23 protein-coding genes are annotated in these 25,116 nt (G+C 43.2%); 8 read left to right on the top strand and 15 right to left on the bottom strand.

Going from position 1 to position 25,116, the window contains the following annotated elements; genetic code table 11:
* Positions 1 to 6: 6 nt before the first annotated feature.
* Positions 7 to 1,311, bottom strand: a complete 1,305-nt coding sequence (locus DPF93_RS02650) for an inosine/guanosine kinase (protein ID WP_114764673.1) — start codon at positions 1,309 to 1,311, stop codon at positions 7 to 9.
* A gap of 257 nt (positions 1,312 to 1,568) precedes the next feature.
* The gene (locus DPF93_RS02655) at positions 1,569 to 2,036 is read right to left on the bottom strand and encodes a CreA family protein (protein WP_114764674.1); all 468 of its coding nucleotides are present in this window, start codon (positions 2,034 to 2,036) and stop codon (positions 1,569 to 1,571) included.
* 294 nt (positions 2,037 to 2,330) lie between these two features.
* Here DPF93_RS02655 and DPF93_RS02660 point away from each other — a divergent pair, with 294 nt between their 5' ends.
* From DPF93_RS02660 to DPF93_RS02670, 3 genes are all read left to right on the top strand, one after another.
* Complete coding sequence (locus DPF93_RS02660) at positions 2,331 to 2,846, top strand: flavodoxin (protein WP_114764675.1); 516 nt, start codon at positions 2,331 to 2,333, stop codon at positions 2,844 to 2,846.
* A gap of 72 nt (positions 2,847 to 2,918) precedes the next feature.
* The gene (locus DPF93_RS02665; protein WP_164675296.1) at positions 2,919 to 4,658 is read left to right on the top strand and encodes an HD domain-containing phosphohydrolase; all 1,740 of its coding nucleotides are present in this window, start codon (positions 2,919 to 2,921) and stop codon (positions 4,656 to 4,658) included.
* Positions 4,659 to 4,822: 164 nt separating this feature from the next.
* Positions 4,823 to 5,464 (top strand): HAD-IA family hydrolase, encoded by a 642-nt coding sequence (locus DPF93_RS02670; protein ID WP_114764676.1) that lies wholly within the window; start codon positions 4,823 to 4,825, stop codon positions 5,462 to 5,464.
* A 24-nt stretch (positions 5,465 to 5,488) separates the two neighbouring features.
* On the opposite strand, the gene DPF93_RS02675 is transcribed toward DPF93_RS02670, so the two are convergent.
* Positions 5,489 to 5,695, bottom strand: a complete 207-nt coding sequence (locus tag DPF93_RS02675; RefSeq protein WP_244204666.1) for a hypothetical protein — start codon at positions 5,693 to 5,695, stop codon at positions 5,489 to 5,491.
* Positions 5,696 to 5,985: 290 nt separating this feature from the next.
* Here DPF93_RS02675 and cutA point away from each other — a divergent pair, with 290 nt between their 5' ends.
* Positions 5,986 to 6,306 carry a divalent-cation tolerance protein CutA gene (cutA, locus tag DPF93_RS02680; protein ID WP_114764677.1) on the top strand — a complete coding sequence of 107 codons (321 nt, stop codon included), beginning with the start codon at positions 5,986 to 5,988 and terminating at the stop codon, positions 6,304 to 6,306.
* Here cutA and DPF93_RS02685 read toward each other — a convergent pair.
* Positions 6,270 to 6,887: a DUF2238 domain-containing protein gene (locus DPF93_RS02685; protein ID WP_114764678.1), complete on the bottom strand. Its 618-nt coding sequence runs from the start codon at positions 6,885 to 6,887 to the stop codon at positions 6,270 to 6,272. The two genes, cutA and DPF93_RS02685, sit on opposite strands and share 37 nt — an antisense overlap.
* A gap of 261 nt (positions 6,888 to 7,148) precedes the next feature.
* On the opposite strand from DPF93_RS02685, the gene DPF93_RS02690 reads away from it, so the two are divergent.
* Positions 7,149 to 7,769, top strand: coding sequence for a DNA-J related domain-containing protein (locus tag DPF93_RS02690; protein ID WP_114764679.1), 621 nt, complete (start codon positions 7,149 to 7,151; stop codon positions 7,767 to 7,769).
* A gap of 31 nt (positions 7,770 to 7,800) precedes the next feature.
* Here DPF93_RS02690 and DPF93_RS02695 read toward each other — a convergent pair whose 3' ends face one another.
* The 4 genes from DPF93_RS02695 to DPF93_RS02710 form a co-directional block, all read right to left on the bottom strand.
* Complete coding sequence (locus DPF93_RS02695; RefSeq protein ID WP_114764680.1) at positions 7,801 to 9,456, bottom strand: ABC-ATPase domain-containing protein; 1,656 nt, start codon at positions 9,454 to 9,456, stop codon at positions 7,801 to 7,803.
* Positions 9,457 to 9,528: 72 nt separating this feature from the next.
* Positions 9,529 to 11,442, bottom strand: a complete 1,914-nt coding sequence (locus DPF93_RS02700) for a bifunctional diguanylate cyclase/phosphodiesterase (RefSeq protein WP_114764681.1) — start codon at positions 11,440 to 11,442, stop codon at positions 9,529 to 9,531.
* 181 nt (positions 11,443 to 11,623) lie between these two features.
* A complete protein-coding gene (gene fabV, locus DPF93_RS02705; protein WP_114764682.1) occupies positions 11,624 to 12,832 on the bottom strand; it encodes an enoyl-ACP reductase FabV in 1,209 nt (402 codons plus the stop codon).
* A gap of 74 nt (positions 12,833 to 12,906) precedes the next feature.
* Entirely contained in the window at positions 12,907 to 13,509 is a 603-nt protein-coding gene (locus DPF93_RS02710; RefSeq protein WP_114764683.1) for an arylesterase, read from the bottom strand.
* Here DPF93_RS02710 and DPF93_RS02715 point away from each other — a divergent pair.
* The 3 genes from DPF93_RS02715 to DPF93_RS02725 all read left to right on the top strand — a co-directional run bounded on the left by DPF93_RS02715 (position 13,508) and on the right by DPF93_RS02725 (position 18,356).
* The gene (locus DPF93_RS02715; protein ID WP_114764684.1) at positions 13,508 to 14,182 is read left to right on the top strand and encodes an ABC transporter ATP-binding protein; all 675 of its coding nucleotides are present in this window, start codon (positions 13,508 to 13,510) and stop codon (positions 14,180 to 14,182) included. The two genes, DPF93_RS02710 and DPF93_RS02715, sit on opposite strands and share 2 nt — an antisense overlap.
* Entirely contained in the window at positions 14,182 to 16,620 is a 2,439-nt protein-coding gene (locus DPF93_RS02720) for an ABC transporter permease (protein ID WP_114764685.1), read from the top strand. The genes DPF93_RS02715 and DPF93_RS02720 overlap by 1 nt, the downstream gene beginning before the upstream one ends.
* 287 nt (positions 16,621 to 16,907) lie before the next feature.
* Positions 16,908 to 18,356 carry an FAD-dependent oxidoreductase gene (locus DPF93_RS02725; protein WP_114764686.1) on the top strand — a complete coding sequence of 483 codons (1,449 nt, stop codon included), beginning with the start codon at positions 16,908 to 16,910 and terminating at the stop codon, positions 18,354 to 18,356.
* 82 nt (positions 18,357 to 18,438) lie between these two features.
* Here the strand turns inward: DPF93_RS02725 and DPF93_RS02730 are convergent, their stop codons facing one another.
* The 7 genes from DPF93_RS02730 to DPF93_RS02760 all read right to left on the bottom strand — a co-directional run bounded on the left by DPF93_RS02730 (position 18,439) and on the right by DPF93_RS02760 (position 25,044).
* Positions 18,439 to 19,374: a 5-oxoprolinase subunit C family protein gene (locus DPF93_RS02730; protein ID WP_114764687.1), complete on the bottom strand. Its 936-nt coding sequence runs from the start codon at positions 19,372 to 19,374 to the stop codon at positions 18,439 to 18,441.
* Positions 19,371 to 20,078 (bottom strand): 5-oxoprolinase subunit B family protein, encoded by a 708-nt coding sequence (locus tag DPF93_RS02735; RefSeq protein WP_164675297.1) that lies wholly within the window; start codon positions 20,076 to 20,078, stop codon positions 19,371 to 19,373. The genes DPF93_RS02730 and DPF93_RS02735 overlap by 4 nt, the downstream gene beginning before the upstream one ends.
* A 7-nt stretch (positions 20,079 to 20,085) precedes the next feature.
* A complete protein-coding gene (locus DPF93_RS02740; RefSeq protein ID WP_114764689.1) occupies positions 20,086 to 20,820 on the bottom strand; it encodes a 5-oxoprolinase subunit PxpA in 735 nt (244 codons plus the stop codon).
* A 157-nt stretch (positions 20,821 to 20,977) separates the two neighbouring features.
* Complete coding sequence (gene dcuC, locus DPF93_RS02745; protein ID WP_114764690.1) at positions 20,978 to 22,345, bottom strand: anaerobic C4-dicarboxylate transporter DcuC; 1,368 nt, start codon at positions 22,343 to 22,345, stop codon at positions 20,978 to 20,980.
* A 198-nt stretch (positions 22,346 to 22,543) separates the two neighbouring features.
* Positions 22,544 to 23,344, bottom strand: a complete 801-nt coding sequence (locus tag DPF93_RS02750) for an EAL domain-containing protein (protein ID WP_114764691.1) — start codon at positions 23,342 to 23,344, stop codon at positions 22,544 to 22,546.
* A gap of 211 nt (positions 23,345 to 23,555) precedes the next feature.
* A complete protein-coding gene (locus DPF93_RS02755; protein WP_114764692.1) occupies positions 23,556 to 24,341 on the bottom strand; it encodes a lipase family protein in 786 nt (261 codons plus the stop codon).
* Between the two features lie 67 nt (positions 24,342 to 24,408).
* Entirely contained in the window at positions 24,409 to 25,044 is a 636-nt protein-coding gene (locus DPF93_RS02760) for a hypothetical protein (RefSeq protein WP_114764693.1), read from the bottom strand.
* Positions 25,045 to 25,116 lie beyond the last annotated feature (72 nt).

Below are 25,116 nucleotides of genomic sequence, written 5' to 3' on the forward strand. Positions count from 1 at the left end.
TTCTAATTATCGATCCCAGTAGGCTTCTTCGAGACTATCTTCACGCTCTGGTAAAGCACTTGATAGGCGAGGAGAGTGCTGGGTAAGAACCTCATAACTCACGCGGTTTGCATACTTACAGATTTGCGAAAGCGATGAGTAGGTTAAGTATGAACGGTCATGCTTGGTAGAACCAGGAACAGTAACGACATGGAAACTGTTCGCCGCAATATCGTGTAGCAAAGCGGAAAGTGCAGCATCACCTGCGCCGTTAGTGTTCTTAATCTCAATTGGACCACCTAGGTAAGGACCAATATGAGAGTAGACCTTCTGCGGAGTGTCACAATCTTCTTTGCGCATTGCACGGCTAAACTCAAAGCGATTGAATTCACAAATAACACCGTGCTGAAGCATGTGGTCAGTTTCGCGAAGTGTCTCAACATCGCTGTAACCCGCCATGTATAAACCATTAGGACCTGCGGTGCAAAGAACCAGATCCACCCACTCTAGAGCACGGTCTGCCGCTTGAAGGGGATCACAAATACCAGTTAGAGCTTCGCCTTCTTCTTCGTTCATTGCAACGATGGTGATGTTCTCTCGTAGGTATTCTTGCCACCATTCAGCATTGCCTTCGATCACCCATTTAGTTCCAAGAGTAAGTACGACAGGAACATTCTTCGATTTCGCAATTTCAATTGCACGCGCTACTGCTTTAGGCATTGGGTCTTCTGGTTTACCACGCATTAAGTAAGAAGAAACAACCAACGCCGAAGCTTTATCAAATACGCTCTCAGGAATGCTTTCTGGATGAAGTTGGTTCATGTGACCTTCATTGATTGCGAAAGTACGCTCACCATCTTCGGTAATTAACGTATAGCAACGACCGATAGGACCTTCAACCATCTGTAGGTGGTTTAGATTCATGCGCGCAGAAGTACGACACAGGTAGCGGTATGCAAAAGAGCCTACTTCGATATTGCGTGACATTACACCAAGTAATACTGACTTACTGTCTGCCAACACAGAGTAGTTATGTAGTGTATTACCAATGGTATCACCAGGATATTGGTGAGTAATCAAGCCACGTTCAACAAGCTCAACGTAAAGAGCATCAGCCTTGCTTTCTTCAAGTACAAGAGAATGACCTTTACTCAAGTCGTACTTGGCAAGAAACTCATCATCAACACGAGCTTCGATATCGACGATAGTTTGTCCCACACCAACGATGATTGGTCGGTATAACTTAGAAGGTTGCTTCGCTTGGTTTACCAATGGATCACGAGCGTGAGTTGGGAAATAGTGCTTCGATTTGCGCTGGCCTGGAAATTTCATGGTCTAAGGGGTGCTAAAAATTTTCTGCATCATATCACATTGATGATAGATTCCTTTCATCAAAATTTCACTAAAACGTGCGTCATCATGTTGATTGATACAATTTTGAGCGATAACGAAGTGGGTTAAGTTTTGCAAAGAGCACTTTACACTCAAGTGATGCTATCTAAGCCACAAGTTTGCTTTGGCTGAAAGTGTAAATCTAGAGTGATGTAACTTAAGCGATAAAAGAAAGCCGCTCTAAGAGCGGCTGGTGTTTAATTTGTTTCTGGTTTGACAACGTATGCTTTTGTGCCCCATAGCGGAACGGTAGATAAGCTATGTTTGAAGCTGCCATCAGTCTCTTTTGTTGTGTAAGAAAGGTAGAGTAGCGTCTGGTTTTCCGCATCGTAAATACGGCGAACTTTCATTGACTTGAAAAAGATACTTTTGGATTTCTTAAAAACAACTTCTCCAGATTTACTCTTGTCAATTTGAGCAATCATCTCAGGAGTGATATCACCAGTTTGACGACAAGATATTGAGCTATCGCTTGGATCTGCAAGGCTAAGGTCTGCTTCAATAGATGCGATATGGCATGTCACCCCAGTAACAACATCATCTTTTAGATTTTCAATTTTGATGTCTTTTAAGGTAAACATTCCCAATGAAACATCGCCAACTTCATTGTCAGAACAACCAGTAATCAAACCAGTAAGTAAGACAGCTGCGAGCAGTTTTTTCATCATTTATCCTTTCGAACGGTGAAACTTGAATTAGTAAGAGGTTGTGAAACGCCACTGTGGCTGGTTGGTTGCGCTTAATCGCGCTAACTAGACTTAAGTGGTGGACCATGGCTGCTTGTCGCTGAATTGGTAAGCAAAGCAGCAGTTACGTTTCTAGATTATACAAAATGTAATCTTTAGCATAGGTCTATTAGCTAATTATTAACAAGCGCGCGAACAGAGTCGTTGAAAAGCTTGTATTCAACGCTAGAGGTGATTAAGCTTCGAAAAGTGTATTTTATATGGCTGACACCAATGTCTCATCAGGTCCCACAAATTGCAGCAACCAAAAATCAATGGCTATATCAACAAGTTGATGTTGAGTTTCCAACTAAAGAGAGTTTAGAAGGTCTCAAGATCTACAAGTCATGGGTTGATGAGCGCAAATACGTCAAATTTGATAAGGATTCTAAGCCCTCAGACGCTAACCCGTTTGAATCAAATGACATCTATTTGGTTGATTTCCATCGACTCACCGTCATGTTTGCATTGCTGCAATCTAAACGATGGGAGCAAGAGACGGATCAGCAGATGATCATTGAGTTTCTCACACAGATTATTTACTCCGAGCCGTGCCAACTATTTCTAGGTTTTAGAGATGGCGAACCAGTCGCAGCAGCAATCGTGACGTTATCAAACGCTGAGTTGTTGGTTTCTGATCTCTACGTAGATCCAAGTGTAAATCAAAACAGTTTTGTTTGTGCTTTGATAGAGAAGGTTACGCAATCGACAGAAATGCCTCTCAATAGTGACGCTTATCTTGAAATCTAACCATAGTTTCAACTAAGCAGAGTTCGGTATGGTATTGTTTGTTCAGATAATTACGAACATTACCATACGGCTGTGAAATCACTTTTAAATATCCCGCTCATAGTATTGGCACTGTTTTGTGGTGAAGTGAACGCAAAGCAGTGGCATAGTAAAAATATCCTTATCATCCATTCATACTCGCCTTCATATCGTTGGACCGCAGATCTACAGGATGGTATTGAACAAGCACTTAAGCAGTCAGACTCTCTGTATAAACTGTCGATAGAATATCTAGACAGTAAACGTATCGCTCACGCCAATTACCATCAAGAGTTTAAGCAGTATTTCATTGCTAAATATCGTAATCACCAGTTTGATGCGGTGCTCGTTTCTGATGACAATGCTTTAGAACTAATCCAAGATTGGGATGATTTTCCGTTAGAAGGTCTGCCGATCATTGCTGGCGGGATCAATAACCTTGAGGCGAATCTCGACTCATTGACAGCCGATTCACACATCATATTTGAACAAGATCCCATAGATGAAACACTCGAGCTAATTACCACAATCCAACCAAACATTAAGACACTCTATTACGTTGCTGATCGTACAAAAACCTCTGAATATATTCATCAAGCGGTTGTTCGAGCGCTTGAAAACGAACCTTCTGTAGCTTTGGCAGAAATTCGCGATTTGCCTTTGTCCCAAGCCGCGCAGTCTTTGCAAAATATCTCCCCCAATGATGCGGTGCTACTAACCCATTACAATACGGAAACAGAACAGGGGGTTTACCATGGATACAACTATTTAGCGCACCAGTTTGCAAGCAATAGTGCCGCGCCCGTGTTTGTCTTTTGGGAGTTCTTTATTACCGATGGTGTGTTCGGTGGCTATGTTCATCGCTCTACTCACATCGGTACGCAGATGGCAGTTGCACTGGCTAAGTTTTTGCCGATTAAATTTAGTGATGAACTCGATATAGAGCGCATAGAACAAACGGTAGTCGATCATCAAGCGCTATCACGGTTTAATATTAAACCTGCCGATCTGCCAGATGAAACGGTTTACCTCAATCAGCCGCAAAGTTATTTAAAGCAAAACTGGCAGATTGTCAGTATCGGGCTTTCCATCTTCTTTTGCATGGCTTTGGTTATTGTTACCCAAGGGATCTATATTCGTCAGAAAAAGCGCATCAATAAGCAAAACAAGAAAATTGTACGATTGCAAAAAAGAACCTTGAAGAGCCAGAAGGACATGATCATGGTTCTTGGTGATGCGATTGAAACGCGATCAGGCGAAACTGGTCATCATGTTCGACGAGTCGCTCAGGTATCGGCTCTGCTAGGAAAACTCTATGGTTTAACTCACCGCGATGTCGAATTGCTGGAAATCGTCAGTCCCATGCATGATGTCGGTAAAATAGCGGTATCAGAATCGATCTTAGAAAAGCCAGGCAAGTTAACCGAGCAGGAGTGGGCATTAATGCAAACGCATACGTTACACGGTCACAGGTTGTTAAGCTCGGGTGATGGTCACATCTTTAAACTTGCCGCAACGGTCGCCTATCAACACCACGAGCGTTGGGATGGCAAAGGCTACCCTGAAGGCTTAGCTGGGGAAGATATTCATATTTTTGCCAGAATAACGGCAGTGGCTGATGTGTTTGATGCGCTTTTGAGTGAGCGTTGCTATAAGAAAGCATGGACAATCGATCAAGTCATCGAGTTGTTCAATCAAGAGCAAGGTAAGCAGTTTGACCCACAATTAACAGCGCTGTTTTTACGACATATAGATAAATTTATAGAAATAAGAAATGCGTCGCCTGATAAATAAATACGGACTTATGCAGTTGTTATATTTCAAAAGTGACATATACCCACATTTTAAAAATTTATCATGCTCAAGAGGTCGATTTGTTAACTCAAACCTTTCAGTTACGCAAAATCGTTTTAATATTTAGAGGGTAAAAATAATATATTCATTCTGAGGTAAGTTAGATGAATAAAACCAAATGTGTCATCTTTGATTGTGAAGGAACTCTTGTTGATAGTGAGGTTCTTTGCTGTCGCGCGCTCTCTTCGGTGTTTAGGAAATTTGGAGCAGAGCTCAGTGTTGAACAAGCGATGGAACACTTTGTTGGTGGTAAACTTGCCGATATTCTCACTGATACTAAAAAGAGGCTGGGCATAACCACATCTCTTGACGTACTTGAACCACAATACCGAATTATTTTACGCCAATTGTTCGAATCAGAACTTCGACCAATGCCTAAGGCGAAAGAGTTATTGGATCATTTAGAGCAAAACAATATTGAGTATTGTGTGGTGTCTAACGGACCACGAGATAAAGTTGAGCATGCACTTGAGTTGACAGGGCTACTGAACTACTTCTCTGGAAAAGTTTTTTCGGCTTTTGACACCAATAGCTGGAAGCCCGAACCTGATTCAATTCTCTATTCTGCGATGAATATGGGCTATTTGCCCGATGAGTGTATCTATATCGACGATACACCTAAGGGGCTTGAAGCTGGTGTACGAGCTGGTATAAGAACCTATCAAATTTCAGGCTTAAGTAAGGAATCTTATCCTGGAGTTAGGGGAACGATTCAGTGTTTGAGTGAAGTAACGCAGATAGTATAAAGACCCTGAAAAGGGTCTTTATCTTTAATGAGCTAACATTGAATGTGTTGAGATAATTGGTAGTGAAGACGTTGGTGTAAACGCTTGATGGGAAACGATATGGTTTACATTTTCAAAAAATGAACCACACTGAGCACACAAAAACGAACCTGATTCGGAAATCAGAAACTCGTCACAGTTACACAGTGGGCAGTGATCTATATCATCAATAGCAAATAACTTTTCTTTCACGTAGGCTCCTGCAGTAAGCGGAAATTATTGTTGTAGTGCAATTATTATTGTTAGCGTAATGTTAGTGCGTTTATTTATAGTTTAATTTAATGTGAGCTAAAGTGTCTTGGTGTTTGTGTACTTTAATTAAACTATGAGAGTTAACTCATGATCTTTGATTCAAAATCAAGCCTAGCACTGTTTTTTATCTGCACAGTAAAAATTGTGTCAATTAATTAAGAAAACAATCAATAATACACGCTCGCTTCCAAAACTCTCATACAATCGACTTAACAATCAATGGTCTACTTATGAATCAAAAATATTGTGTAGTGCTAACAACCACAAATAATGACGAAAACAAAAATCAGTTAATTAAAGCTATCCTAGAAGAACAGCTAGCGGCATGTATTCAAACAATGCCAATTGAAAGTCACTATGTATGGCACGGCGAACTGTGCTGCGATAATGAGACATTGTTAGTGATCAAGTCTAAGCAGTCTTGCTACAGTGAGCTTGAAAGAACCATTGTAGAAAACCATTGCTATGAAACCCCTCAAGTCATTCAGCTACCGTTTAGCGAGGGGTTTAATCCTTATTTAACTTGGCTCGAAGAAAATACGCGCCGCTGAAACACGAGTAGTGTTAGTGCTGATACCGCGCCTAATGTATCCATAAGCATATCTTTCTGCGCGTCCCATATATCGCCTTGAGAGCCTAAAAAGGCGATCCCTTCTTCACCACCGGCGATCACGGCATACCACCATTCGATAATTTCATACGCGGCGGCTAAAGACATAATTGAAAACAAACCAAACAACAAAGAGATAGACGGGGTTACCTTACATTTCTTAATCAAGTATTCAGCGATAGGGTATGCATAAAAACCAATTGAAAAATGCGCTACTCGATCAAAATGATTTCTATCAGCAGAGCCGATAAGTGAGTTGAACCAATCAAACGGAACCTCAGCAAAGGTATACTTTGAGCCGATGGTATGCAGACCAATCCAAATAAACATCAAAATATACGATGTTCTAGAAAATTCATGACTTTTCGACATCCACCAGATGATTCCGAGAGCCAAGACGACGGGAATGATTTCAGCAATCCATACAGCTCGAGATACAGGGTTGATTGCTGAGAAGGTGAACAGTAGTGAATACCCGAGTGTAAGCAGTAACAGCGTCTTAATATTTCTATTCGTAGTCATAATTTTGTTCCTAGTGCGTCTATTCCATTTTAGTCATTAGACTCTGGCAAAGAGTATACGATAATAAAACGGTGTTCAATTGTTATTTTGTACACTGTTTTATTAATCAAGAAGGATGATGACGAAAAGTAGGGCAGTTAAGTTAAAAAATGTGCGATTAGTTCAAAACAAAGAACTGCAAATAGCTATTCGAAAAACGAACAAAAAAGTAAAGTATCTGGACTAAACTAAAGTTAATACTTGTCGATTGTTCAGGATGTTATGCAGCAAAATTGTTGTCTTGCCAATATAGCTGAAATTGAAAACCCCTTACTGTGGCCAATACTTGAAGTATTGCGCCGTCAACCCACGGGATGGAAAGTACACACGCTTGCCAGCGAGCTTATTGACCTCGAGTTGATGCCTCAACTTGATGAGCGCGCAGATAAAGATTTATTCAAACGTAACTTTTTGATGATGAATGCGCTTTATCAACTGCAAGAAACACTGTATCCCGATCATTATGTTCAAGTCGAAGCGATGGATATCGCGTTGCTCAGTGGTTGGGGAAGGCGACTCGATTTGAGTGTTGAAAGTGTTGACCCACTGCGTGATTATTATACCCAATGGACAAATTACGAAGCCGAACATGGCGAAATTCGTCGACTGTTGGATGAATTTTGGACTCGTTATCGAGATTATGTTGGTAGTGAGAAGTTAAAAGTCGGCGATGTCACTCGAGATAAAGCACTACGAGTGTTTGAACTAGACGAAGGCGCGAGCGATATCGAGATCCGTAAACGCTGGCGAAAACTCGCACTAAAATGGCATCCTGATCGACAAAGTGGCAATACCGCACATTTTCGTCTGGTGTGTGAAGCATGGAATGTATTGCGAGCATAAAAGAAAAGCGCCCTTTGGCGCTTTTTGGTTATTAGTTGTTCGCTTTAAATTGTGTTTTTCTCATACGGCTCAGTGCAGCCATAACATCGAGCACACGTGGTTTGGCTAAGTCACCTTGGCTTGGCATTGACTCATACCACTTTTCGTTTAGCATCTGCGCAATCTCTTTTGCTGGGTTATTTGACCAGCCAGGTAGCTGCGCTAGTTGGAACCATAGCCAACCAATTGCATTTACTTCAGATGGTGATTCGATCTGCTCAAGTGCACTCAAATCGGTAAACTCTTTGCCGAAACGAAGCGAATCAACGCCTTTGGCTGAAACGCGGAATTTACCGTCGAGTAAAATCGTTTGCAACGCTGCGCGATTAAGTGAACGTGGTCTAAATGTCGCCAGCGACTCTTCACTTTCATTTACGCGCTGAGTTGGGTGCTGGGCGATAACTTGTTGCGCTTTCGCTGTTACGTCTACAGCCTGATAATCATGCATTTGGATCACCGTATCGGCTACATCCAAGTAATCACCAGAACCACCCATAACCACAATGGTTGAGATTTCCAATTCATCTCTTAATTGACCAATACGATCAACTAGCGGTGTGATTGGTTCATCACCTTTAGTTACCAAAGCTTGCATTCGCTCGTCACGAATCATGAAGTTGGTCGCTGAGGTGTCTTCATCAATAAGGATGCTTTCTACGCCACTTTCAATCGACTCTTGTAGCCAAGCAGCTTGAGACGTTGAGCCTGAGGCGTCTTGGGTTGAAAAGTCACATGTGTCTTTACCCATTGGCAAATGATTAATGTAGTTTGACAGGTTCAGATTGTGTACGCAGCGACCATCTTCAGCGCGAATTTTCATGCTCGCTTGATTAGTTACCACCAGCTCACGACCATCTCCTGGGATGTGATCGTAGATAGAACGTTCGATCGCAGTTAGCAGTGTCGATTTACCGTGGAAACCACCACCGACGATCAAAGTAATGCCCTTTGGAATACCCATACCGCGAACTTCACCTTGGTTTGGCGTTGTTAGCGTGACAGCTAAAGAGTCTGGGGTTGTAAAAGTGATTGCGTCTTTCATCGGTAAATCGCTGTTACCGGCAAGACGTGGCAGAACTGCGCCATCGCCAACAAAGGCGACTAGATTGTGCTCTTCAAGTTGTTGACGCAAAGCATGCTGATCTTCTACTACTTTGCAATGCTCGATTAAAGCTGACTTATCTAACTCGCGCTCGATCGTCGCACGGCGAATAAACTTCGGCAGATGGAAAGTTAAGATGTTAATCGCTTTTTTACCTAGCACAGAGCGACCTTCCGCAGGCAGATTCGCACGAAAACGTAGCTCGATACCTTGTTCGGTAAATAGTACTGAGGTTGAATCTAATACAGTTTGTCCGGTAAGCGCGATACTGATGTGAGCTTCGTGCTTAGCAAATTCAGCGAACTGGCGAGCAATGAAATCGCGAGCGGCCATTTGAAAAGCAGGAGAGGTCTCTTTTAACCATTCAAGTCCGGTTAATGACCATGGACGAATAGCACGCAATCTCGAAGCCGAAGCAAACGGGTCAGCTTGTACATAATCGATAAACAGAGTGAAGTCGGTAAAGTCATAGCTACCTTTGATTTGCTGGAAAGCTCGGTAATTCTGTTTCTCAATTTTTTTAAGAGTTGCGATCAGTTGATCCATGTTGAACTCACAGTTGACTGGTAAATTAGGCGGCGATTATAGGAATCGCGCGCCTTAGAGTAAAGGGGTAAGCTACTGAAAGGTTTGATTTACGTTCTCGGGCAAATGTTTACTCAGCAGACATATTTCAAATTCATCACACGGCATGGGGCGACCGTAGAAGAAACCTTGCCCGTATTCACACCCTTCGTTGATGATAAATTCCTCATGCTCAAGGGTTTCAATGCCCTCAACGGTAATCGACAAATCGAGCTTTTTCGCGATCTTGATAATGGATTGAACAATAGTTTTATCATGTTCATTACTGTCGAGTTGTTTGATAAAGCTCTTATCAACCTTAATCGCATCGAACGGGTATTTTTTCAAATAATCGAACGATGAATAGCCAGTTCCGAAATCATCAAGTGACAATGTCACGCCTAGTCTGTTTAATGAGTGCAAGGATTTATGTGCCACATTTTCATCAGCAATGAGCGTACTTTCAGTGATTTCTAACTCAAGGTACTCAGCAGGTAACTGATAAGCGACCAACAAGTCTTCAATCTGCTCGGCAAAATGAGGGTTTTTAAGTTGCACAGCTGAGATGTTGACCGCTATTTTAAAATCTTTGACCTTGTTAGCCCATTCTGATGCTTTGGCGATTGCTGAACGCAACACAAAATTACCAACCTCAAAGATTAAGCCATTTTGCTCAGCAACTTTGATAAGCGCTTCGTTAGAAATGTCACCCAACACAGGATGTCGCCAGCGCAGCAAAGCTTCGGCTCCCGTCCAACGATGCGTCTTAGGCGAGACTTTAGGTTGAAAATAGAGCAATAAGTCGTCGCTTCGTACCGCTTGCAGTAGGTAGCTTTCTAACTGATTTAAATCACTTTGTATCAGGGAAATAGATTCAGAATAACGGGTGTACTTGTGACCGGAATCTTTACATGATCGCATTGCTTCGCAGGCATGCTGTAGTAGTAAAGTGCCTGAGGTTGCGTCCTCAGTAGTGCTCACACCAACGTAACTATGCAGATGAAGCGCTTGTCCTTCAATCTCGAACTCAGAATGGCTAACATCGATTAACTGTTGAATAAATTGTTCGATATCTTCCTGCAAATGATTGGTTTCGATTAGAAAGACCAACTCTGTCGATGTTGGTCGCGCAGTTTGTAGGTGATACCGAGTTAGATAACCGAGCTTTTCGCGCAACTGCACTAAGATGCTTTCCCATACATTAAAACCGTATTTGCTTTGAATAAGCTTACCGTTACTAAAACCGATATGAACCGCACACGCAGCATATTGCGGGTGTTCTAACGTGATATCGACGGCTCTGGTTGCTTCAAACTCCAAACAGTTGCGATTAAGAAAACCAGTACCCAAGTCATGGCGTTGGTGGTAAAGAACCTTTTTTTCCGCAGCCCGTCGTTTGTCAATTTCTTGATTGAGTGAGAAGTTGAGGTCAACTAAATCTTTGGTACGGGTGCTGACTCGCGATTTAAGTTCGGCATTTAATAGCTTTAGTTGTTCATTTTGATAAAGAGTTGCTAGTTGTGCTTCGATTGACTCTTTAAAGCTATTTAGTAGAGCAACAGCAGTCGAAGAGATTTTGTTGGGTTTTGAATCCAAAACGCAGATAGTGCCGAATGCGCAACCATTTGGCCAGTTTATTGGAAAACCGCAGTAAGAAACCATGCCTAAAGCGATATCGGGGTTGTGGCACCAGTTAGGGTCAACCAATGCATTTTCAACCGAAAGTTGCTGTTGGTTCTCGATAACATACTCACAATACAAACCTTGACCTAGATTCTCACTGTCGCCGGGAGAATAGGGATGTTCACAATTGTTGTTGCTAGAAAAAACTTCGATAGAGTTCGGGTGAATACGCATGATAAGTGCAGAAGGCACTGGGATAAGTTGAGCCATCAAATTGACAATCACTTGCCAATTCTCGCTCATACTCTCAGGAATAACTAATTCGCTTGTATTGATTTTTGACATAAAAATCATCCCTTGGTGGCTAAGAGCCTAAAATGAGGCATCCAATGCCTCTATAAATATAATAGTAGGAAACTTCGTTCTTGTTTGTACGCGAGTGTAACAAGTTAAGCCTCCCCGTGGGTGAGGAGGCTTATCGTGAATAATGTTAATTCTCAATATTGAGATAAAAGGGAGGGAGGATTTAGTCAGCCGTGTTAAGGGATGCGATCAAAGCTTCTAAATCAACGTCAGCGCTATAATCAACATCTGGCAATTCAAAGCCATTTAACTGCATAAATTCTTGTTTGATACCAGCATAATCTGCAGCGTCGATAAAATTGCTCTGATTCATTTTCGCAACGATTTCAGCAACTTGCTGTTGTGTGTCTGGGTCTAGCTCTAAATCGTCAATACGAATCAGTCGCTCGCCGTCAACAGGCACTTTATCAACACCGTAAAGTTTCGTACTGAACAAACGCTGCATTTGCTCGATACAACCTTCGTGCGTGCCTTTTTCTTTCATTACTTGGTACAACGCCATCAGGTAAGGGGTTAAACCAGGAATAAAAACGCTCGCTTTGGTAACGAGTGCTTTACACACCGAGGCATAGGCACCACCAGAAAAATTAGCTAGTTTGAGGTTTAAAGAGTGACTGGTTTGATGTAAATCGACTTTCGCTCTACCGAGAGTGCCATCTAAGTATATCGGGTGGGTAAGCTCAGGACCGATATAAGAGAATGCAATGGTTTTGCAGCCTTTAGCAATTGATTCAGCATTGATTAAAGCATCCACCCAAGCTTCCCAGTCATCGCCACCCATTACTTTCAGGGTGCCTTCAATCTCAGCGTCTGTCGCAGGCTCAAGTACAGATTCAAACCATTGATCATGTTCAAATGAGACAGAAGCCCCAGAGACCGCTTCACCAATCGGTTTAATTGCTGAACGCCATTGATCACCTGTCGCATAATTTGGTCTCAAACCACTGGCGACACTGTAAATTACCAGGTCAACTTCACCTTCAAAGTAAGTTTCAACTGCCTCGATTACTTCTTCTTTAGTCTGTGGTGAAAAAGCATCGGCTTGAATGTTGATGGCTAAACGACCTTCCGCTTGCGCAAATTGCTTAAAATAGAGATTGTTGTAGAACCCTGCGCTTCCAACGCCTTTGTCCGAAGGACCACGTTCAAAAGAGACACCGATCGTATCAGCATTTGCACCACCAAAGGTCAGCGCGATACGCGCTGCTAAGCCAAAACCTGACGATGCACCAATAATAAGAATGCGTTTAGGACCCTGTTTGATCGGAACGGCTTTTTTAACGTAATCAATCTGTTGAAGGATTGCCTTTTCACAACCTAGTGGATGCGCACTCCGTGCCACCACGCCCGATATTTCTGGTTTAATTATCATTGTTTTCTCCAAAACCAACAGGTCAAAGAACTAACTTAACGTAAACCTAAGTAAATTTTATTGAGCTATGGCAATTAGAGGTGATTAATTAACTGTTTAGAAACAAATTCTGCTATCCAAGGCTGTGCGTCCGGTGTTGGATGGAGCCCATCAGACATCATCCATTCAGGGTTGTCGCGCATGATGGGTTCGAGCATAAAAGGCACTAATGCCACGTTGTGCTGATCGGCTACTTTAGGGTAGACAGCAGAAAAGGCTTGCGTGTAACGCTTACCATAGTTTGGTAACACATGGATTTGCATTAAAAAAGGCGTGGCGTTTGCAGCTTTGATTTGGTTAATGATAGTGCTCAAATTGCTTTCGATAACGTTGGGCGGAAAACCGCGTAGTCCATCATTGGCGCCAAGTTCAATCAGTACCCAAGTTGGGTTATGTTCTGAGAGCAATTGTGGTAAACGAGCCAAGCCGTTGCCGGTAGTATCACCGGAAATACTGCCATTAATGACCGTGATAGGCTTACCGTTATCAGCCATCACATTTGGTAATAAACTAGGCCAAGCTTTTTCAATCGGCATTTGATAGCCTGCACTTAAGCTGTCTCCAAGGACAAGTAACTTTGTTGCAGAAGCAGGATTAACAATAAACAAGGCGAGTAGTAAGGGAAGAAGTCGTATCATGCAAACATCCGTAATTAAAGCAACGTCTCTATTTAAGACAGTTTCCACCAATCAAGAAAAATTAACAATCCTAAAAGGAATAAACCTCGAGATCGAGGCAGGAGAAAGTGTCGCGATCGTTGGCACCTCTGGTGCTGGCAAGTCAACCTTAATGACGTTACTGGCGGGTTTAGATACCCCCACTGAAGGTGATGTAATGCTGCTCGGCAATGAGTTGTCTAAGCTCGATGATGAAGCACGCGCCAAAATCCGTAGTGAATCCGTTGGATTTGTTTTTCAGAGCTTTTTATTGATCCCAAGTTTGTCAGCATTAGATAACGTTACCTTGCCTTGTCTATTAAAAGGAGAGAGTGAAAACGTTGAGCGCGCTAAGCAACTTTTGGATTCCGTTGGACTTGGACACAGATTACATCATTCTCCTGCACAATTATCAGGTGGTGAACAGCAGCGTGTCGCGCTTGCTCGTGCGTTTATGATTGAACCTAAGATTCTTTTTGCCGATGAGCCGACAGGGAATCTTGACCAGAAGACTGCTTCAAAAGTGATTGAGCTTTTGTTTGAACTCAACAAAAAACACGGTACCACACTGGTTCTTGTTACTCATGATATGTCGTTAGCTTCTAAGTGCGACCGAACCTTGACCATCCATGCAGGTCAAGTGGAGGAACAATAATGGCAAGGATCAGTAAAACAGCGCTCAACCGCTATTTGTTCAATTGGAGCTTAGGGGAGATCCGCCATGGTCAACTTTGGCCGGTCTCAGTCGCTCTTACCCTGATCATTGCGTCTATTTTTGCCTTAACTGCGCTGACCGAACGCATGGAACAGGTAATCGTTAAACAGGGCAAAGAAGCGTTAACAGCAGACAGTGTTTACACTTCATCAAATCCTATTCCTCAAACACTACTTAATAGCATCAGCACACAAAAGCTTGATACTTCTACCATGGTTCGTTTTGCAACCATGGCGTTTAGTGATTCTGAGATGAAGCTTATTACGGTTAAAGCTGTACCGAGTAATTACCCGCTGCAAGGGCAACTAAAGCTTTTGCGCGATGACCAGCAGTTAACATCGGTTGAGCCGAATCAGCTCTGGCTTGATGAGAGGTTATTTAACCAACTGAAGGTTAAGCAGGGTGACCCTGTCACGATTGGCGATGCTGACTTTGTTGTTTCAGGCAAAATTGTTGAAGAACCAGGATTGAGTTTTAATCCATTTCAGCAAATGCCTTCAGCTTATATCCACAGCGGTGATTTAGAGAAGACCGGGGCAGTGCAGTTAGGCAGTCGAGTGCGTTACAACTTGTACATTAACGGCAGCGAGCAGCAAATCGAAGCACTCAAGGATAGCGTAGAACTGACACCAAGCGATTCTTGGCGCGATCAAAATAGTGCCAGTCGTACCAATGAGATGTTCCAACGCACGCAACAGTATCTATCTCTTACCGTTGCGATTGTCGTCATCATGGCAGCAACTACTCTGGTTCTTACTTGTCAGCACTACTTGACCACAAGACAGAAAACCATCGCGATGCTTAAAAGTCTTGGCGCTAGTAAAACATGGCTCGTTCGCTGGTTAGCGATTCAAATCGCTATTTTGTTTTTGATAGCTTCGGTCGTGGGTAGTCTGGTTGGCGTTGGTTTAGAGTATCTTCTGCGAATTCCCTTGGTCGATTTACTGCCGAGTCCATTACCGTCATACGGAGTTATGCCAGCAATCATTGCGATAGGTACCAGTTTGCTGATTGCCATTCCCGCTTTAGGGATCCCATTTATTCACCTGCTGAACGTCAGTGCCGTCAATGTGATGCAGCCGCAATTAGGCAAACGAAACTTTACATCCTATGCGCTAGTCCTCGTGCCTATATTGCCAATGCTTTGGGTATACAGTGGCAATGTGTTGGTTTGGTTAGTTCTTTTAGGCATGTTGGTACTATTTGTTGTTCTTGGCGTTGTCAGCGTTATTACGACGCGCGTTATGGCAAAGCTGCCGCTTTCAACTGAGTTTAAACTGGCATTAAGTCGTATCAATCGTTCTTCGGTTGCCACCGCGGTGCAATTTGGTGCTTTAGCACTCTCGTTAATGTTACTCGCGGTTATGTGGCTGGTAAGAACCGACCTTTTGTCAGATTGGCAACGAACACTCCCTGCAGATGCGCCTAATGCCTTTGCTCTAAATATTTCACCTTATGAACACGAAGCGTATCTAGCTCAGTTAGATAACGCAGGTATCGAGCGTAGCGATGCTTATCCAATTATTCGGGGGCGTGTCGCAACGATCAACGGACAAGAGGCAAAAGTTTATTCTCAAGGAGGTAACGATAATGATGCCTTGCGGCGCGAAATTAACTTCACCTTCGCTGATGCTATTCCAGCCCACAACGAATTACTCTCTGGTGACTGGCAAAGCTCAGGAGGCGTCTCGGTAGAAAAAGAGGTGGCTGAAGATTTGGCAATCGAGGTGGGAGACTCGCTGAGTTTTGTCATCAATAGCCAAGAAGTGACTGCTCGCGTTGATTCGATCCGCCACGTTGAGTGGCGAGATATGAAGCCAAACTTCTACTTTATCTTTACACCTGATGTTTTGGCCCAGATCCCGGCAACGTATTTGGTAAGTTTTCGCATTGATAAGCAACATGACCAGTTGTTAAACGATTTATCACGCCAACATCCCACGGTTAGCTTGATGGATATTCGCGTGATGGGAGCGAAGATACAGGAGCTGATCAAACAAATCGTTTGGGCAGTTACATTATTAGCCGCCCTGAGCGTGGTTGCTGGTGCGGTACTTATCTTTACTCTGCTGCGTTTGAGCTTAGGTCAGAGACAAAGTGAGATTCAACTTTATCGCACATTAGGGGCGAGTAGAAAACGCGTTGTGCGCACCATCTGGGCCGAATATGGCGTGATGGCGATTGTGGCTGGCGCGATTGCGGTAATTGGTGCTGAAATGGTGGTCGGCGCGATCATGAGTGTTGGATTTGATTTAGAAAGTCGCTTGCATTATCCACTGTGGATCTTGTTACCACTACTGGCTTTTTGCACACTTGCTGTCGTTGTGAACAGTTTAATAAAACGCTTGTTAATGCCTGTAAATAAAGACTTTAGCTAATATCGTGTACGCTAAATTATTCACTTACCCACAGAACTTGTGGATAAAGTTTGGGATAACTTAAAGCGCATTTTATTGCGCAAACGCGCTAAGCCAATAAAAACCGCGTTTTGCGCAAAGTTATTATGCACACAGATAGATTTTTGGAAATCTATTGAAAATGCGTCAAGCTTTTTTTGTGTTTTTTTATGATGAAAATAAGTCGAAATCGCCTTGTAAAAAATGTGATTTTCTTAACAGCCCAAAGACATTAAAATGTCGTTAGAAATAATGAATTACGCATACAAATGACCCAAAATATTGATCAAACATCGAGCACTAGAGTCGCTGTGGTAGGTGGTGGGATCGCTGGTGCTACCGCAGCACTGCATTTAGCAGAGTTGGGTATAAAGGTTGATCTGATAGAGAAAAAGGATAGCTTAGTTAGCGGTCCACCGATTTGCCATCTTCATGCTGGTGGTAATCTATATCGAGAGATCTCTGTTGAGCAATGCTTAGACTTATTACACCAGTCAATCGAGTCTGTTCGTCTTTATCCACACACGCTTAACCGACGCCCAACCTTGATTGTGGTACCAAACAGTGATGGTGGCGATCCAGAGGCACTTTTACCACGTCTTGAACAGATCCGTTCAGCCTATCAGCAACTGGTTGATCAAGATCCACGTAATTGTGTTCTTGGGCAACCAGAGCAATATTTTAAGCTCTATAGCAAAGCAGAACTTGTTGCACTTAAGCATCACAAACAGCCACTAAAACCTGAATCGTATGACGAGTGGGTAATTCCATTTGCCCAACATGCAGATCTAGATAGCATTAAATACCCAGTTGTCGCTGTGAATGAATATGGCTGGAGTGTTTTCCGTATCGCTGCATCAGCGATGCTGGTGCTTGAAAACTCGCCGCAATGTCATGTGCGCGTTAACACTCGCTTGGTGAATATGAATTGGGCTGATGATCAATGGCACCTCTGTTTAGAACAGCATCAGGCTGGAGAGGTGACAAAGGTCGAGCAGAGTTATGACTATGTCATCAATGCTTGTGGCTTTGAAACAGGGATTGTCGATGACTTAGCTCAGGCACCTCGAGTTCGAATGGTTGAGTTTAAAGCTGCGTATGTGACGAAATGGCAATCTAACACGCAGCAATGGCCGGAAGTTATTTTCCACGGACCACGTGGAACTGAGAATGGTATGGCGCAATTGACGCCTTATGCCAATTCAGTATTCCAATTGCATGGTATGACAAAAGATATCACCTTGTTTGATGACGGTTTGGTCTGCAACAGTAGCGTCTCCTCGCAACCTAAATTGCCATCACGTTTAGAGCATAAGATCACTACGGGGTGGAGCGAGAGCGCGCGTATTGAGCGTAGTAACAAAGCGATTAAACATATGAGCCGTTTTGTTCCTAGTTACGACAGTGCTGTCGAGTTCGGTACGCCACTTTTTGGTGCGCAGCAGATCCCCGGCAAAGACGAAACACTGAGGGCGGCTGATGTATCATTTGCAGGTCAGCACTATGCAAGGGTCGAGGTGGTAAAAGGTTCTTCTGCCCTTGAAGCTGTGAAGAAGATCGCCGAGCACTGGCATTTAGCTTCTAACGTCGACTTAAGTGTTGAAGACGCTCATCCACACGTACTTTCGTTGACAGAAGAACAAGTTGTGGCAAAAGCCAAATTACTCGCCAAGCAAAGGGGTTACCCACAAGAGTTAGCCGAAGTCTACGGTTACTGAATTGACTTAAAGCCAGCAAATAAGCTGGCTTTTTCTTGTGCGTTGCAGTTTGAGATGAGAGTTAGGCGGTTATGCTGTTACTTTAATAACCAAAGTAGTTTGCCCATGCAATCCAATCTTGTTGTAGTTCTCGTTGACTACCTTTTACAAAACGGACTTTCTGTCCGGGCTTGGCTTGAGCTAAGCGAGGCAGGTCTATTCGTGAGACGCAGCCAATCTTTGGATAACCCCCAATAGTTTGTCGATCGCTAAATAACACGATAGGCTGTCCATCTGGAGGTAATTGAATCGCGCCCAAGGCGATGCCTTCACTTTGCATTTCAATATCCGGTATATTGAAGACGCTGCCTTGTAGTCGGTAACCCATGCGATTGATATTCTTACTCACCTCAAATTCTGTGTCATAAAACCAATTTATCGCCTCACGACTGAGTGATTGGCGCTGATACCCTTCGATAACGCGCAAAGTAATGGGCAAGTCGTAGTCAGGCTGAAAACGAAAACTCAGTTGTTTGGTTTCAAAGTACTGATTAGCTGACAGCGGTGGATAATCGAGTCGGTCACCTTCTTGGAGAGGTTGTCCTTGTGTGAGTCCGCCAAGCTTATCGCGCTCGACGCTTGCGCAACTGCCAAGTTGCGGGGTGACAGTGAACCCACCTTGAACTGCCAAATAGCAACGCAAGCCATTTTTAGGCAGTGAAAAGCGCAGTATTTGCCCTTGATTGGCGATAAAAGAAGACCAGTTAGTCAGTGGTTTATCATCTAGAGTGGCTTTCAAGTCAGCACCGCAGATAGCAAAGGCACCTTTGGAGCATATTTCGAATTCAGTTTGTCCGAGCGTGATTTCGATACAAGGTAGATTAACATGGTTGCCTAGGATGCAATTTGCCCAGCTGTAAGCGTATTCATCGAGTGGACCACCTTGGGTGATACCATTGTGCGCTTGGCCAAAACGCCCTAGGTCTTGAACTAGGCTCAAGGGACCTGGTTTTAATACCTTCAAACCCGATTGAGTCATAGAAACTCTCCTTTAACGCTGCCCCCAAGCTTAAGAAACTCTTCCCGTTTGATTGGATAGAATTGTACTTTGCTGCCAATTTTGAATGGGATCATAGGCTGTAAGTTGGGTTGGTAGAGTTCAATTGGACAGTTACCTATGATATTCCAACCGCCCGGCGAATCGTCAGGGTAGACTGCAGTTCGATGGTCGGCAATAGCGACGCTTCCTTTGGGTACAAGCAGGCGAGGAGTGCTTAGGCGCGGCATTTGCAGCTCTTTGGCTACGTTATCCATAAAAGCAAAGCCGGGCGCAAAACCTATGGCAGTAACTGTATAAGTGATTCGGCTGTGAAGATCCACGAGTTGCTCTAAACTTATCCCTTTGGATAGGTAGCGCTCTATGTCAGGCGCAACTTCCTTATCGTAATACACAGGAAGTTTGACTAGTGAGGCGTTCGTCAGCTGCAACTCTTGCAGATCAACACTATCGAGACACTCGCAAAGAACCCGATGCAAATCCATGTCAGTGATTCGATGGGGCAAATAGTCAATCAACAAAGAGTCAATTGCGGGCGTGATATTCATTATGAAATAGTGCCCACGGCTATATAGCAGTTGTGTCATTTCACCAATAAGTAATGGCAAGAGATCCGGTTCAACATCTTTAAAACGAACCAATAACGCGCATTCTGACACGGATGAAACGTCAATTTTCTTGCTCATTGTTACCTCACAGCAGTTCACGTAAGTCATGCAGAATGACTAACGCTTGTGGGTTATCGCCATGTACACATAGCGTATCGGCGTCAATGCTAATAATGCTGCCATCAAGCGTTTCTACTTGTCCAAATTGGATGAGCTGCTCAACCTGATTGATGACGGAATCAGAATCGGTCAGCACAGAACCCGCTTGGCTTCTTGGCGCCAGCATGCCATTTGCCAAATAAGCGCGATCGGCAAAGGCTTCAAAAAGTAGTGGAACTTCGTAGCGATCAGCGATATCTAGGTAAGGTTGGTTATCGGGATGCGCAAGCATCATTAGCGGGACGCCAAAACAAGAAGCGGCGTCTACGACAGATTCGAAGATGGTTAAATCTTTAACCATATCGTTGTAAAGCGCGCCATGTGGTTTGATATAGTGCAGTTGGGTATTGAAACTTTCACACATCGCCTTAAGGGCACCAACTTGATAGATTAAGCTGTAGGTTAATTCTTCGCTGTTCATTGCTATGGTGCGCCGCCCGAATCCCAATAGGTCGGGGTAGCTTGGATGAGCGCCAATTTTAACATCATGTTTAATAGCGAGTTTTATCGTGTCGGCCATGGTTTTGGGGTCGGAGGCATGAAAGCCACAGGCGACGTTTGCCATATCAATTAAGGGCATTACTTGGGTGTCATTTCCCATCACCCAAGGTCCGTAGCTTTCACCCATATCGCAGTTCAAGGTGATGCTTGGTTTGCTCATCGGTTAATCCTTTAGCAAGTAGCAATATTAACAAACCATACAGTAATCTAAATTGGGGTAAAGTGTCTGTGACCACCTTACCAGCTTGATTCACAGATTTGTCACGCTGCGCGATCAAAAAAGGCGCCAGAAGGCGCCTTAGTCTAAATTGTTGTGCTTAAGCGTACATAGGAACGAGTAATAGCGTACCTAGGATCACGGTAATTAGACCACCCAGCACAGGCACTGAAGTACGTTTCACCACTTCAAATGGGCTGATTTTACCCATACCAGACGTTGCCACAACCACGCCTGATACTGGCGAAATAGTGCGACCTAAATTTGATGCCTGAAGCATAGGGATAATTAAGAATGCAGGACTTAGACCCATTTTCGCTGCTAATGCAGGTGCCAATTCAACAAAGGCGTAGAATGGGGCATTACCAGAGCCGGTTGCGATAGCCGCTGCAACGGTTAGACCTGTGAGGATTAGCATCAATGCAATACCGCCAGCACCAGCTGTCTCTGCTAGGTGAAGCAAGTTATCAATCGCGCCAATCGACATCAGACCTTGAGCAAACACACCAGCTGCAACCAACAGCATCACAACGCCTTTAAATGCATCTGCCATGCCTTCATAACACGCTTCTAAGTCAACCAGCGTCGCTTTACCGTCAAAACGCTTAGTTGCGTAATCAACCAAAGCACCAACAAAAATAGACAGTACAACAATGGTATAGATATCGAGTGAAAGACCAGGGATAGTACGACCGTTGAACAAGAAAACACCGATAATTGGCAAGAATGGCAAAATGCAGTAATACGCTGGTGCTTTCACTTCAATATGCGAAACGTCTACACGCTCCATTGGCGTATTATCTTTCTTATCTAGGTATTTATTCCAGAAATACGCTGCAACAGACATAACTGCAATAGCGGCAATCGATACTGGCAATACAGTTTGCACCGCAAACACATCAAGTGCCATACCTGATTTTTCAGCAGCAATAACTACGTCACCTGATGTTGGCGAAAGAATGATTGCTGCAGGTGATGCACACACAGCAACAGCCGCAGGACGAGAAATACCCATCGCGGTCATCATTGGGAATAGTGTTGCCATTAAGAGCACGCCTAGACCCGTTGCAGAACTCACAGCAAGAGACATTAAACACGCTACGATGTACGCAGCAACAAGCAGTGCGTAAGGAGATTTGATGACTGATAATGGTTTAGAAAACTGTTTAACAACCACATTGTTAGCGCCAATATGAGTCATGTAATGAGCAAAACCACACAATAGCATGATCTGCATACCTAAACCGCCACCGCGGTTTTGTAGCATAAATTTCACGTACTCAAGTGAGTCAGTGATCATGTTGCCAGTTGATGCAATTTTGCTCGGTAGGATAGTGTGACCAAGGATACCGGTCAAAATCAGCAAAGTAATACCGGCAGTGAGAAGAACGCCGGCAGGTTTGTATCCCTTGACAATAAAATAGCCGACCGCAACGGTGACAACTAATCCAATTAGAAGCTCCAGCATAAATAACCTCTGTAGATAATTAAAAATATGACAAACTGTGTCAAAGTGTGTATTGGAATCTACAGAAAAATGATTTGTGGCACGAGTAAAAGTTGTACTACTCATGATCTAAAACAATAAAGTGAAATATTTAGATAAAATAGTGATTTGTATGGTAGTTATGCAGCTCTTTAGATGCTATTAACCAAGATTAGTTAACTAAAGAGCATCAACTGAATCAAATTTAATCAATTCTATTGATTGTGGAGTAGCAAGAAAATAACCTTGATAAAAATCGATGTTAAGTTCACGCATAGCCTCAAATTGTTCTTTTGTTTCAATACCTTCAACAACAACTTTAGCGCCAATCTTTTTTGCCAGAACCAAACCACTGGTCAGTTCTTGGGGTGAACCATCCATATAGTCTAGTAGCAGTGAACGATCGATTTTTAGGATGTCGGGGCGAATTTGTTCAACTCGCGCTCGATTTGATGCTTTAGTGCCGAAATCATCGACGGCAATTTTGAATCCACCTGCGGACAATCTATTCATTGCTTTAGTTAAACTGCTTTCATCACGAGCGTTAAGTTCAACTACTTCCATCACGATTTGACTAGGCTTTAGATTGAGCGCTTTGAGACGTTTGTTCAGCAGACTAAAACGCATATCTTCGATGGCAAAAAATTCGCCGGCAGAGGGGAGAACGTTAAGAAATAACTGTTTGTTGCGGTAGGTAGAGTAAGCAAAGTTACGGATATGAATCACTCGGCTTAGGCGTTCAACATTGATCTTGTCTTCAAGGCAGATATCTTCCGCGCCAAAATAGAGATCAGGGCGTATGGCGTTATCAGATGAGTCGGTGATTCTCACCAGTGCCTCGACACCAATCACTTGTGTATTGATATCAAAGATAGGCTGATACACGCTCTTAAGACTTAAGTCTTTATACTGAGCGACATACTCCTTGTCATCGTTACATTTAACGAGCTTTTGAAACTGATTTTGACTAGATAAAAGCATAGTCCATTTCGCCTCTAAGTCGTGTCGCGTGTTGCATAAACGTTCAACATGTTATTGCTTTCGACATTTTTTTGTCAACGAATAAAGTGTTGAGCCTCGAGAACTCTCATTGTTAATTCTGTTAAACATGACTTTCTGACCAAAGTTACAATTTATGCCAATTAATGGCGTGCAATACATTGACTCAGCGTTAATTTTCAAAATTTGTAACTTATCTTTCGTCAAAGAAGTCTTTATTGCGAATGTATTTTCTCATTAAATGGTATGAGAAAGGGCGTAGTAACCATGAACCAAGTGACTGAACTAATCTTAATACAGTTGGTGTATTCTCATAAATACGACCATTGTATAGCCAGAGCATTTTACCCACATGTTGGTAGAAGTACGGTATAGGTGGAAGAAAGGTGACAATATCAAGGTCGCAGCATATACGATAGGTTCTATGATGGAGTAAATAACAGTTACGAAAAGCTTTACCACCTATCGCAGGCTGACCAAAGGTAACAACGCGCTTAATTGATTTGGGAAACTGCCTTTCAATCGCATCAGCCAGCACTGTGCCAATAGCTCCACCGCAAGAGTGCCCCGTAAAGCTTACACGTTTACCTTGCAAAATAAGAGGGGTAAGAATGCTAATTAAGCGTTGGTATACAGAAGAGTGATACTCGTCCTTTTTATGGATAGCTGGGCTATTTTGCTGGAGTTGATAAGCGTAGCCAGCATGAAAGGGATAATCGAGGTGTTTCAAGCCGCGTACCTGCCATATGCGCAAATTAAGCAGCCAATCGGCAATGTTGTGTGACCCCTTAATAACGACAATCACTTCGTCGCTGTCATTACTCCACAGCACTCGCATCATGGTTTTACCAAAACGATTAGCGATAACTCGCTGACCATTTGGAGCAAATCCATAACGTGTTTGTTTAAACACTTTTTGATAGGCGAGGCTACACAAAACAGCGTAGCGTTCGTATTGATAACGTTTGAGTTTTTTCACCGATGTTATGTAGTTATAAAGCGTTACCTGACATTATCTACACACCAAGTGAAAAAAAGATGACAAGCTAACTGAGTTGTACCACGGAATAGAGTTGGACGTATTTGCGCACGAGCTGTTGATCGGACGCTCGTTTTAGCGGGTGCGTTACCTTGGTGTAGTAGGGCGTGATGGCAAAACGTTGCTCTAATGAGAGCGACAGTTGTGAGTCACTGGTATATAAACTCACCCCTTGTGAACGATAAGTTTCGACATCATCAGGCAAAAAACCTGTCCACCAATGAATTAACTCACGACTTTGCTTACTACGTGTAATCCAATGATCTGAAAGCAGTAGCAGCAAATCATTTGGTTGAATCGCATAGTCATACTCTGCTTGCCAGTGCTGAATTGTTTTAAACAGTTTATTGCGGCAAGTGCTACCCGCACTTAACAAGTGGGAGGTAAGAATCCATACCGTTCCTGCATCGGATGAAACTCGAAAGTGGCTTGCTTGTTCACTGATTGGGTGGGTTTCAAGTGGAGAGTAATCGCAAGTGTGTCCAAACTCAGTCAAGGTACGTGCTAAGCGACGCGAAAACGCCATTGCTAGATGATGTTCACTCATGCCACGGTTATGAATGGTTGGGTAATGCTTCTCACACAAAGCCATGCAGTCTGCTTGAAACTCATTAACACTCTGAATGAGCACGTCCAATAACAAGATATTTCCCTCAAATCCGTTTGCAATAAGAGCTAGAGGTTACCACGTAGAGTGTTAAATTCGTTGGACATT

The sequence above is a fragment of the Vibrio rhodolitus genome, assembly GCF_003350325.1.
GTDB classification, from domain to species: Bacteria; Pseudomonadota; Gammaproteobacteria; order Enterobacterales; family Vibrionaceae; genus Vibrio; species Vibrio rhodolitus.

What these genes read in the sequence shown, in the direction of transcription:
- DPF93_RS02650 (WP_114764673.1), bottom strand. Translation starts at nt 1,311, where the DNA reads ATGAAATTTCCAGGCCAGCGCAAATCGAAGCACTATTTCCCAACTCAC.
- DPF93_RS02655 (WP_114764674.1), bottom strand. Translation starts at nt 2,036, where the DNA reads ATGAAAAAACTGCTCGCAGCTGTCTTACTTACTGGTTTGATTACTGGT.
- DPF93_RS02660 (WP_114764675.1), top strand. Translation starts at nt 2,331, where the DNA reads ATGTCTCATCAGGTCCCACAAATTGCAGCAACCAAAAATCAATGGCTA.
- DPF93_RS02670 (WP_114764676.1), top strand. Translation starts at nt 4,823, where the DNA reads ATGAATAAAACCAAATGTGTCATCTTTGATTGTGAAGGAACTCTTGTT.
- cutA (WP_114764677.1), top strand. Translation starts at nt 5,986, where the DNA reads ATGAATCAAAAATATTGTGTAGTGCTAACAACCACAAATAATGACGAA.
- DPF93_RS02685 (WP_114764678.1), bottom strand. Translation starts at nt 6,887, where the DNA reads ATGACTACGAATAGAAATATTAAGACGCTGTTACTGCTTACACTCGGG.
- DPF93_RS02690 (WP_114764679.1), top strand. Translation starts at nt 7,149, where the DNA reads ATGCAGCAAAATTGTTGTCTTGCCAATATAGCTGAAATTGAAAACCCC.
- DPF93_RS02695 (WP_114764680.1), bottom strand. Translation starts at nt 9,456, where the DNA reads ATGGATCAACTGATCGCAACTCTTAAAAAAATTGAGAAACAGAATTAC.
- DPF93_RS02700 (WP_114764681.1), bottom strand. Translation starts at nt 11,442, where the DNA reads ATGTCAAAAATCAATACAAGCGAATTAGTTATTCCTGAGAGTATGAGC.
- fabV (WP_114764682.1), bottom strand. Translation starts at nt 12,832, where the DNA reads ATGATAATTAAACCAGAAATATCGGGCGTGGTGGCACGGAGTGCGCAT.
- DPF93_RS02715 (WP_114764684.1), top strand. Translation starts at nt 13,508, where the DNA reads ATGCAAACATCCGTAATTAAAGCAACGTCTCTATTTAAGACAGTTTCC.
- DPF93_RS02710 (WP_114764683.1), bottom strand. Translation starts at nt 13,509, where the DNA reads ATGATACGACTTCTTCCCTTACTACTCGCCTTGTTTATTGTTAATCCT.
- DPF93_RS02720 (WP_114764685.1), top strand. Translation starts at nt 14,182, where the DNA reads ATGGCAAGGATCAGTAAAACAGCGCTCAACCGCTATTTGTTCAATTGG.
- DPF93_RS02725 (WP_114764686.1), top strand. Translation starts at nt 16,908, where the DNA reads ATGACCCAAAATATTGATCAAACATCGAGCACTAGAGTCGCTGTGGTA.
- DPF93_RS02730 (WP_114764687.1), bottom strand. Translation starts at nt 19,374, where the DNA reads ATGACTCAATCGGGTTTGAAGGTATTAAAACCAGGTCCCTTGAGCCTA.
- DPF93_RS02735 (WP_164675297.1), bottom strand. Translation starts at nt 20,078, where the DNA reads ATGAGCAAGAAAATTGACGTTTCATCCGTGTCAGAATGCGCGTTATTG.
- DPF93_RS02740 (WP_114764689.1), bottom strand. Translation starts at nt 20,820, where the DNA reads ATGAGCAAACCAAGCATCACCTTGAACTGCGATATGGGTGAAAGCTAC.
- dcuC (WP_114764690.1), bottom strand. Translation starts at nt 22,345, where the DNA reads ATGCTGGAGCTTCTAATTGGATTAGTTGTCACCGTTGCGGTCGGCTAT.
- DPF93_RS02750 (WP_114764691.1), bottom strand. Translation starts at nt 23,344, where the DNA reads ATGCTTTTATCTAGTCAAAATCAGTTTCAAAAGCTCGTTAAATGTAAC.